The sequence below is a fragment of the Salipiger pentaromativorans genome (assembly GCF_024721115.1).
GTDB lineage: Bacteria > Pseudomonadota > Alphaproteobacteria > Rhodobacterales > Rhodobacteraceae > Salipiger > Salipiger pentaromativorans.
The window spans coordinates 200451-206913 of record NZ_JAMDHK010000007.1 but is presented as its reverse complement, the minus strand read 5'-3'; the positions used below and the strand labels follow the sequence as shown (position 1 = coordinate 206913).

The window sequence follows — 6463 nt, the reverse complement described above, 5'->3', positions numbered from 1 at the left end:
CGAGCCCAAAATCGGTCCCTGTATGCTAAATCAAAGCCCGATTGCATGGAAATCGGCACAGCCAAAACGGTAGATCAGACGTTCCTTAGCCTATGACGCCAGCGAACGAATTCTGGGCGAAGAATATAAGAGATACCCAAAAAGATGTAGATGCTCGGCTTAATTCCTTGAGCAGAAGATACCAGCAGGAAATCAACCCCGACCAATATTCCAAATCGCAAGAGACCACCGCATTATGCTCCGGTGTGAAAATCACGAAGCCTTTGCCCAGCAATTCGTTCACGTTGTATTTGCAGCCCGAGAACGTTGATGAGTTCATGACACTGCTCGAAGACTACGCACCAAAGTGTGAGTCTGGCGCTTCTTCCTGATCTTCCTTCACCCTGCCGCATAGGGAAAGAAAGCTCGGAGGGGTTGAGCGCTGCGCTCCGCCTGAACGGCAGCTTTTGGGGCCCGAGCCAAGCAAGGCATGCCCGCTTTCTGCGTAAAGCCGTCGCTCTGCGCGTGCAGCGAATGGCAGCAAAACCGTTTTCGACCGATATGGTATGCGCCCGTACCCTGTGCCCAAAGCCCGCGCTGGGACGTGGGCGGCCTACTCCCACCACCTGTCGATGCTGGCGATGTCGTCGTCCGACCAGCCGAAGTGATGGGCGAACTCATGTACCGTGACATGGGTCACCAGATCTTCCAGCGCAATATCCCCGCGGTCGCGCCATTCCGCCAGGATCGGCAGCCGGAACAGCCAGACCCGGTCGGGATAGGGCGAGGGGAAGGTCAGCGACCGCTCGGTCATCGGGATGCCCTCGTAGAGCCCGGTCAGCTCCAGCGGATCGGCGATCCGCATCTCGTGCAGAATCTTCTTCGGCGGCCAGTCCACCACTTGCAGCACAACCTCGGCCGCGCTGTCCCGGAACGGGGCGGGAAACTGCGCCAGGGCCGCGCGGGCCATGCGTTCGAAGGCGGCAAGATCGGGGTCGCTCATCCCGCTCATATGGGGCGGAAGCGGCGAAAGGAAAAGGTCGTTTTCCGCCCGCCCGGTCGCTTTCCGGCCAGCGCCGCGCGCCGCGGGCGCTAAGCAACGCGGATCGTCTCCAGCCGAGTTCCCAGATGCTGAGTGTGCACAAGATCCCCGGCGCCTTCGCCGATGCCGATTGCGACCGTATCATCGCGCTCACCCGCGAGGTCCCCAGTGCCGATGCCCGGCTGGTGGGCCGCAACCGCGACCACAACCTGCGCCGTGCCGATCTCGTCTGGCTCGACGATGTCCCGGGGGCGGAGTGGGTCATGGAACGCATTGTCGAGATCGTCCGCATCGCCAACCGCGACGCCTTTGGCTTCGACCTCGACGCGTTCGACGAAAGCGCCCAGGTCGCCCGCTATGGCGCCGAGCGGCAGGGTCATTTCGGCTGGCATTCCGATATCGGCGACGGTCGTCTCGCGGCCCGGCGCAAGCTGACCATGGTGGTGCAGCTCTCGGATCCCGCCAGCTATCGCGGCGGCACACTCGAGATCATGCCGTCTGCCCACAGCATCGAGGCCGCGCCCGAACGCGGCAGCGCCACGCTCTTTCCCGCCTTCCTGCTGCACCGCGTCACCCCCGTCGAAGAGGGCGAGCGCCATTCGCTGACCATCTGGGCCCACGGTCCCGGCTTCCGCTGATCGAAGCCCTTTCATCTTTCTGAAAATACTCAAAAAACACACCGCCTGTTGCGGGCGCCCGGTTCGCGTATTTGGAGAAAGATGAACGTCAGGAGGGCCTGCCCGGGCGAGCGCGCCGGGGTGTAGCCGGGGTGTAGGGTGGGCAATCCTGCCCACCCCCGTATCAAGACAAACCCGTCAGCTCATCAAAAGCTGATAGCTGTGCGGCACATATTGGAACCCGTCCTCGCGGGTCTGCACATATCCCAGCGCCGGGAACGGCATGTGGTAGCCGATGAAGGGCACCTTGTCGGTGGCGAGCATGTCCAGCACCTTGCGGCGCGAGGCGGCGGCCATCGCCTTGTCGGTGTCGAACCGCACCTCCCAGTCGGGATAGGCCAGCGACCAGACATAGTGGTTTGCCAGATCCGCGATCAGCATGAGCTGCTGCCCGCCGCTCTCCAGCATGAAACCCATATGGCCGGGCGTGTGCCCCGGCGCCAGAACAGAGGTCACCCCGGGCGCCACGGAGGCGCCGTCGCCGATGAAGCTGAACCGTTCGGCCAGCGGCTGTACCTTGCCGGTGAACGTGTCGCCGCCCGCCGCCGACCAGTGATCGAACTCCGCCTGGCCGGTGACATGTTGCGCATTGGCGAAGGTGGGCCCGTCGCCGCCGGTCAGCCCGCCCACGTGATCGCCATGCATATGGGTGATCACCACATGGGAGACCTCGTCGGCGCCATAGCCCGCCGCCTCGACCGCCGCGACGATGCCCTCGGGATTGAGGCCGGTATCGAACAGGATCAGCGCCGAGCCGGTGTTGACCAGCGTCGGCGTGAAGAAGAACTGCGCCTTGTCCGTGGGGATATGCGCCGCCTCGGAGACGCTGGCGAATTCCTCGTCGCCCACGTTCATGCCGAAGATGCCATGCGGCTCCTCGACCGTGCGGGTGCCGGCCATCAGCGCCGAGACCTCGAAATCGCCCAGCATGATGCGGTTCACCTTGGGCACCTGTGCGCCTTTCATCGCGGCCTGCGCATGCGCGGGGCGCGCAAGCCCCGCCGCCAGGGGCAGGGCGGCCGCGCCGGCCAAGGCGGTGCGGCGGGTGATCCTGGGTTGGTCTGTCATTGAAAATCCCTCCTGTTGTCTTTCCCTGAAACTAGGTCGTCATCGGACGGCCGCCAGGGCCCGGCAGCACGGTTCCAAAGGGAGGGTGACCGGTCGGACGCCGGTTTCCTACAAAAATTCTTGTGAATGAATATGACCGCCCGGCGCCCGGCCGGTCACTGTGCGATTTCGCTTGCCCCGCATTGCGGCAGCAGGTCCGACACCATCTGCCGGGTGCAGAGCGTCGTGCCCGGTGTGGTGACCGTGGCGCTGGCGGCGGCGGCGCCCAGCGCCAGCGCGTCCGGCGCGCTCATCCCGCCCGCCAGACCGAAGGCGAAGGCGCCGACGAAACTGTCGCCCGCGCCCACGGCGGACACCACCGAAACCTTGGCGGCGCTCACCTGATACAGACCTTCTGGCCCCGCCATCACCGAGCCGTCGGCGCCGCGCGCCAGAATCACCCGCTCCGCCGCGCCGCGCGCGATCAGCTCGGCGGCGAATTGCGCCGATTCCAGCCGCGTGACCAGCGCACGGCCCGCAAGCTCCTCGGCCTCGTGGCTGTCCATGCGCAGCACCGCCGGGGCGGGATCGGTGCCCTGTGCGAGATAGGCAAGCGCGGCGCCCGAGGTATCGGCGATCACCTGCGCGTTGCGGGGCGCGAGCGCCGCGCAGAGCTGAGTGGTGAATTCCGCCGAGACTCCCGGTGGCTGGCTGCCGCTCAGCACCACGATACCGCCCTCGGGCACCGCGGTGGCGATGGCGTGCAGCGCTTCGGCCACATCGCCCTCGGCCCATTGCGGCCCGGGCATGACAAAGCGGTATTGTTCGCCGGTCTTGCGGTCGTGTACGGCCAGGCTTTCGCGGGTCTCGTCCGGTGCTTTCATGCGCACCAGCGGAATGCCCCGTTCGGACAGCGCCGCCTCGAGCCGCATGCCGTTGGGGCCGGCCAGCGCCACGAAGGCGCGGGCCCGCCCGCCCATCTCGGCCACCACGCGGGCCACGTTGATGCCGCCGCCGCCGGGGTCCACGGTGATCGGATCGCAGCGCAGCTTTGGCCCGGCGACGACCTTGTCGGTCGTGGTCGAGAGGTCAAGTGCCGGGTTCAGCGTGACGGTCAGAATGTCTTTCATGCGTCGCAGCATGGCAGGGCGCGCAGGCTTCGCCAAGAGGGCGCAACTGGACAATTGCACGCGCTTGTGGGAAGTGCCCTGCGCATAAGCAGGAGCTTGTCATGACCGTCACCCGTTTCGCCCCCTCGCCCACCGGCCACATCCATGTGGGCAACCTGCGCACGGCGCTGTTCAACTACCTGATCGCCCGGAAATCCGGCGGCACCTTCATTCTGCGCATCGACGACACCGATCCCGAGCGCAGCAAGGAAGAATATGTCGACGGCATCAAGCGCGATCTGGAATGGCTGGGCCTGACCTGGGACAAGACCGAGCGACAGAGCCTGCGGCTGGACCGCTACCACGAGGCGGCGGACAAGCTGCGCGAAATCGACCGCTTCTATGAAGCCTTCGAAACGCCGACCGAGCTGGATCTCAAGCGCAAGAAGCAGCTCAACATGGGCAAACCGCCGGTCTATGACCGCGCGGCGCTGGCGCTGAGCGAGGCGGAGAAGGACGCGCTGCGCGCCGAGCGCGGCAATGGCGTCTGGCGCTTCAAGCTCGACCAGCAGCGCATCGACTGGACCGACGGCATCCTTGGCGACATTTCGATCGACGCCGCCTCGGTCTCGGACCCGGTGCTGATCCGGGGCGACGGGCAGATTCTTTATACGCTGGCCTCGGTGGTGGACGATACCGAGATGGGCGTCACCCATGTGGTGCGCGGCTCGGACCACGTCACCAATACCGCGACGCAGATCCAGATCATCGAGGCGCTGGGCGGTTCGGTGCCCAGTTTCGCGCACCACTCGCTGCTGACCGGCCCGCAGGGCGAATCGCTGTCCAAGCGGCTTGGCGTGCTGTCGATCCGCGACCTGCGCGAAAGCGGTGTCGAGCCCGAGGCGCTCTTGTCGCTGATGGCGCGTCTCGGCTCCAGCCAGCCGGTGGAGCTGCGCCTCTCGCTGGAAGAGATCGCCGAAGGCTTCGACCTCAGCCAGTTCGGCGCGGCGCCGACCAAGTTTGACGTGAACGACCTTTATCCGCTGACCGCGCGCAAGCTGCACGGGCTGCCGCTTTCGGCGGTGGCGGACGAGATCGCCGCGCTGGGCGTGCCCGCCGACAAGGCCGAGCTGTTCTGGAGTGTCACGCGCGAGAACATCGTGACCCGCAAGGATCTGGCGGGCTGGTGGACGCTTTTCAGCGAGGGTGCCGAACCTCTGGTGGCCGACGAGGACAAGGATTTCATTGCCGAGGCGATGGCGATCCTGCCGGAAGGCCCGTTCACCCAGGAAAGCTGGGGCGACTGGACCAAGGCGGTGAAGGAAAAGACCGGCCGCAAGGGCAAGGGTCTTTTCATGCCGCTGCGCAAGGCGCTGACCGGGCGCGAGCGCGGGCCGGAAATGGCGGATGTGCTGCCGCTGCTGCAAAAGATCCCGGCGCGCGATCTTGCCTCTCAGGCGTAAAACCGGCAGCCGAGCGCGCTTAACCGGGCATCGACAAAGGCGCGCTCGTCATCGCTGAGGTTTTGCGCGCGGGGATAGCGTGGCGCCGCGCGGTCGTTCAGGATCGGGGCTTCCCAGCCGGTGGTGGTAGCGAAGAAGCGCTCGGCCCCCTCCGGGCCGTATTCGCCAAGATAGCCTTGCACGACCACGTCGATATAGCTGAGCAGCACCGGGTGGGCATCGTCCGGCAGATGCAGGTTGCCCGGCGCGATGGCATAGATCGCGAGCTGCGCCACATCGGGCGCCTCGTGGGTTACGTCCAGCAGCGCGTCGCGCCGCTCGTAGGCATGTTCGCGCAGGTCGAGCGCGGCCCAGCCATCGGGTGGTACCGGCGCGATCAGCCCCTCGATTTCGCAACCGGGGTCGGGAATCGCGGTGAGATAGGCGACCTCGCGCGCGGCGGTGAAGCGCCAGGCCCGGCGCCAGCCGCGCGCGGTCGCGCGATGCGCCGGGGCAAATCCATGCGTCAGCCGGTTCACCAGGGACCCATATCCGAAGAAAAAAGCGTTGCTCACGTCGCCGTTACCGCCCTCTGATTGATGTATGTCAAACTACTATTTGCCGGATCATGTATGTAACCCGCAACCACCGAGAGTGAGGATCCGGACGTGCGCGTCACCAAGAGAACGAATATAGCCATCCGCGTGCTGATGCACTGCGCAGCGAATACCGGTCGCCTTGTGACCAAATCCGAGATCGCGGAGCGCTGTAACGCCTCCGAAAACCATCTGGCGCAGGTGATCAACCAGCTTGCCCAGCTGGGCTATCTGCACACCCAGCGCGGCCGCAACGGCGGGCTGGAGCTGTCGCGCCCGGCGGAACAGATCCGCATCGGCGACGTGTTCCGCGCGCTCGAGGCGCCGGTGCCGCTGGCCGAGTGCTTTGCCGATGTCGACAACACCTGCCCGCTGACCGATGCCTGCCGCCTGCGCATTGCGCTCACCGACGCGGCCAGCGCGTTCTATGCCACACTGGATCCGATCACTCTGGATGCATTGGTCTGCGACAATGCCCCGTTGATCGACATTCTCGCGCCCGAGCACCGCTGCGCGCTGGGAATGCGTCACAGCAATCTTGCGGCGCAGCAACAAACATCGTAGCGTCCTG

At 65.5% G+C, this 6463-nt stretch carries 7 protein-coding genes; 3 read left to right on the top strand and 4 right to left on the bottom strand.

The features are described from left to right. Positions 1 to 592: 592 nt before the first annotated feature. Positions 593 to 982 (bottom strand): metallopeptidase family protein, encoded by a 390-nt coding sequence (locus tag M4578_RS13425; RefSeq protein ID WP_258093786.1) that lies wholly within the window; start codon positions 980 to 982, stop codon positions 593 to 595. Between the two features lie 125 nt (positions 983 to 1107). Here M4578_RS13425 and M4578_RS13420 point away from each other — a divergent pair, with 125 nt between their 5' ends. Beyond that, positions 1108 to 1659, top strand: coding sequence for a 2OG-Fe(II) oxygenase (locus M4578_RS13420; RefSeq protein ID WP_258093785.1), 552 nt, complete (start codon positions 1108 to 1110; stop codon positions 1657 to 1659). Between the two features lie 177 nt (positions 1660 to 1836). Here M4578_RS13420 and M4578_RS13415 read toward each other — a convergent pair whose 3' ends face one another. Further along, complete coding sequence (locus M4578_RS13415; protein WP_258093784.1) at positions 1837 to 2766, bottom strand: MBL fold metallo-hydrolase; 930 nt, start codon at positions 2764 to 2766, stop codon at positions 1837 to 1839. 155 nt (positions 2767 to 2921) lie between these two features. After that, positions 2922 to 3875, bottom strand: coding sequence for a 1-phosphofructokinase family hexose kinase (locus tag M4578_RS13410; protein WP_258093783.1), 954 nt, complete (start codon positions 3873 to 3875; stop codon positions 2922 to 2924). Between the two features lie 101 nt (positions 3876 to 3976). Between M4578_RS13410 and gltX the strand changes: the two genes are divergently transcribed. Then, entirely contained in the window at positions 3977 to 5317 is a 1341-nt protein-coding gene (gene gltX, locus M4578_RS13405; protein WP_258093782.1) for a glutamate--tRNA ligase, read from the top strand. On the opposite strand, the gene M4578_RS13400 is transcribed toward gltX, so the two are convergent. After that, a complete protein-coding gene (locus M4578_RS13400; RefSeq protein WP_258093781.1) occupies positions 5308 to 5871 on the bottom strand; it encodes a gamma-glutamylcyclotransferase family protein in 564 nt (187 codons plus the stop codon). The genes gltX and M4578_RS13400 overlap by 10 nt on opposite strands. A 93-nt stretch (positions 5872 to 5964) precedes the next feature. Between M4578_RS13400 and M4578_RS13395 the strand changes: the two genes are divergently transcribed. Next, complete coding sequence (locus M4578_RS13395) at positions 5965 to 6456, top strand: RrF2 family transcriptional regulator (RefSeq protein WP_258093780.1); 492 nt, start codon at positions 5965 to 5967, stop codon at positions 6454 to 6456. Positions 6457 to 6463 lie beyond the last annotated feature (7 nt).

What these genes read in the sequence shown, in the direction of transcription:
- M4578_RS13410 (WP_258093783.1), bottom strand. Translation starts at nt 3,875, where the DNA reads ATGAAAGACATTCTGACCGTCACGCTGAACCCGGCACTTGACCTCTCG.
- M4578_RS13425 (WP_258093786.1), bottom strand. Translation starts at nt 982, where the DNA reads ATGAGCGACCCCGATCTTGCCGCCTTCGAACGCATGGCCCGCGCGGCC.
- M4578_RS13415 (WP_258093784.1), bottom strand. Translation starts at nt 2,766, where the DNA reads ATGACAGACCAACCCAGGATCACCCGCCGCACCGCCTTGGCCGGCGCG.
- gltX (WP_258093782.1), top strand. Translation starts at nt 3,977, where the DNA reads ATGACCGTCACCCGTTTCGCCCCCTCGCCCACCGGCCACATCCATGTG.
- M4578_RS13420 (WP_258093785.1), top strand. Translation starts at nt 1,108, where the DNA reads ATGCTGAGTGTGCACAAGATCCCCGGCGCCTTCGCCGATGCCGATTGC.